The following is a 2,263-nucleotide window of genomic DNA, read 5'->3' as shown; positions in this document are numbered from 1 at the left end:
GTCGGATAAGCCTGTCCATCAGTGGATACGTGAGACTGAGGGCTGGGATCCACTAGATTTCGAAGCAGATGTCGAGCCGCCGGATCCGGTTTCCGCTGGCGGCGGTGCTGACGTTAATTCTGGTTTTGACATACGTGAGTTCCAACATGAGGGCGAGGAGTTCATCGAGGATTCTGCTGAGTCACTAGCTCGGGACGGAGAGGAGTTGCGTGACGATGCTGGAAAGCCCTCTGGAGCGCCTTCACGGCGGGAGAATCAGGAACCCGCGGAGCAGGCATCGCACGACCCACGACGTCCTGACACTGTCGGCGAGTCGCTCTCGGAAGCGAAGCTAGGGAAAGCGGTTGAGCGGTCGCCCGCTGACGCTGACGCTGAGGCTGACGCTGACATTGATGACGGCACGTCCACGGTGGTGGCCAATAACGGAGTAGCCACCGCGGGACCGGACCACGGCAAGGCTGAGTCCCAAGAGCCCGGTCGGCGAAGTGAAGACATTCTTGCTTGGCTGGCAAACATGAACCTTCCGGCGAAGCGGAGCCTGCCCAGCGGGGGCAGCCGGTTTCCGAAGACGATCATGGTCGGCCCGATCCCATTCACGAAGTCCGATTCGGAGATAGAGCGACTGCGGCTGATTCGGGGCCTCGAGAGCGATTTTGGAATTAACCTGGATTCGGATGTCGGGGTCCAGGTGGAGAAGAAGGCGAATCCCCATGCTCCGGCAAGCGTATTGAGTCAAATCCAGCCGCACGACTTTACGCTGCCGATCCTAAGAGGGCTTCACGCGGCTGTGGGCCATTTCAAAGAAATCCTCGGAAAGGGGCGCGCGGAATCAACCCGAAAAGCGATTGATCAGGAAGTTAAGACCATTGGTTTGGTCGCTTGGGCAGCGACCGGGGGCCGGATATCCCCTAATGTGCGCGGCAGGTATTTTCGGGAACGTGGCACATTCAACCTCTACATCACTGGCTCCAGTGTTCACCGCAATCCCAATGCGACCGAGTCTGACGTCAGTGCCGATGTCGAGTACAGCGCCACGCATGAGCTGGCTCACGGGCTCCTCCATTATGCGCAACCGTACTTCACCGAAAAATTCTGGGGGGATCAGGAACCTCCTCTAGCTATAAACGGGCGTGTTGCGGAAAATTCGGCGCGAGATTTCGAATCTTCGATACATGCATTCTGGTTCAATAGCGAATTGTTGTTGAGGCGATGGCCTCGCCGCTACTATTTCGTCAGCGATCTCGAGGTCAAGTACTCTGGGATCGTCGATTTCGTTCCGCATCGTGGGGAGTCTCCCAGTCATTGGGCCGGCAGAATTGCTGAGGAGATGGCGCATGAGATACCCAACTTCATGCGCCGGGTTGGCTCGTGGGCCGAGGATGGGAAAAGATACTTTCCTTGGAAAGAGGGTCCGGCGACTCAGTATGGCCGAACTAACCCGTCCGAGGATTTCGCGGAGGCGACGGCGAAATACTTCACAAATAACAATGTCATGAGGCTGGAGACGCCGCGTAGGGCCAATTTTCTTGATGAAATTGTCCAAGGTTGGAGTCGGAAGCGTGCCGTAGGCGCGAATCGTGTTGACCAGCTGGCGCAGCGGTCGAGTGAGCCTGTTCATCGGTGGATGATTGAGAATGTGGGCCGGTCTCCGCTGGAATTGGAGGACGACGGGGTCGAGTTGCTGGATCCGGTGGTTGGTGTTGGGAGTCTCGAGTCTGCTGATTCACTGCTTTCTGCCGAGGATCTGGTTTACGGTCCGGGTGATGGAGAGGTTCCTTCTCGGACTGTGGCCGGGGGTCGTCTCAGCGACCGACTTGCCAGCGTCGCTGGTGGTGTCGCGGGTGGGGTTGTGTTGCAGCGGCGAGTGTCGGACTTTTTGTCGGCGTTGTCAGAGGTTGCGGTTTTCGTCGATGAGGCGGCCAATTTCGGGCATCAGGCTGCGGCGACGATGTTGATGGATTCGCTTGCTCGGCTGGGTTTTGCGGGCCGGTTGCGGGTGGTCGCGGCTCCGGAGGCGAGGGGGCGGCTTGGTGTGCTTCTTTCGGATACGTTGCGTGAGCGGATTGATTGGGTGGACTCGGTCGGGCCTGCTGCGTCGGATTCGGTTTCGTGGTCGAGTCGGCCCTTGGTGTTCGTGGCGGCGAGTGACCGTTTGGAGGCGAGTGAGGAGGCTGGGCGGGAGCTTTTGGATCGTGTCGGTGGGGACACTGCGGTGGTGTTCAAGCCTTATGCGTGGGGCTTGGGTACTCGGCTGGTGTATGAG

At 58.7% G+C, this 2,263-nt stretch carries 1 protein-coding gene; it reads left to right on the top strand.

Annotation, left to right across the window (positions count from 1 at the left end; genetic code table 11):
- Positions 1–514 precede the first annotated feature (514 nt).
- A partial coding sequence (locus tag PV350_RS44500; protein ID WP_500339054.1) for a hypothetical protein occupies positions 515–2,263 on the top strand: 1,749 nt, incomplete at its 3' end.

It is taken from the genome of Streptomyces sp. PA03-6a (assembly GCF_033792765.1).
GTDB lineage: Bacteria > Actinomycetota > Actinomycetes > Streptomycetales > Streptomycetaceae > Actinacidiphila.
Note: the sequence above shows the minus strand (reverse complement) of the source record. Positions and strands in the feature narration are given on the sequence as shown.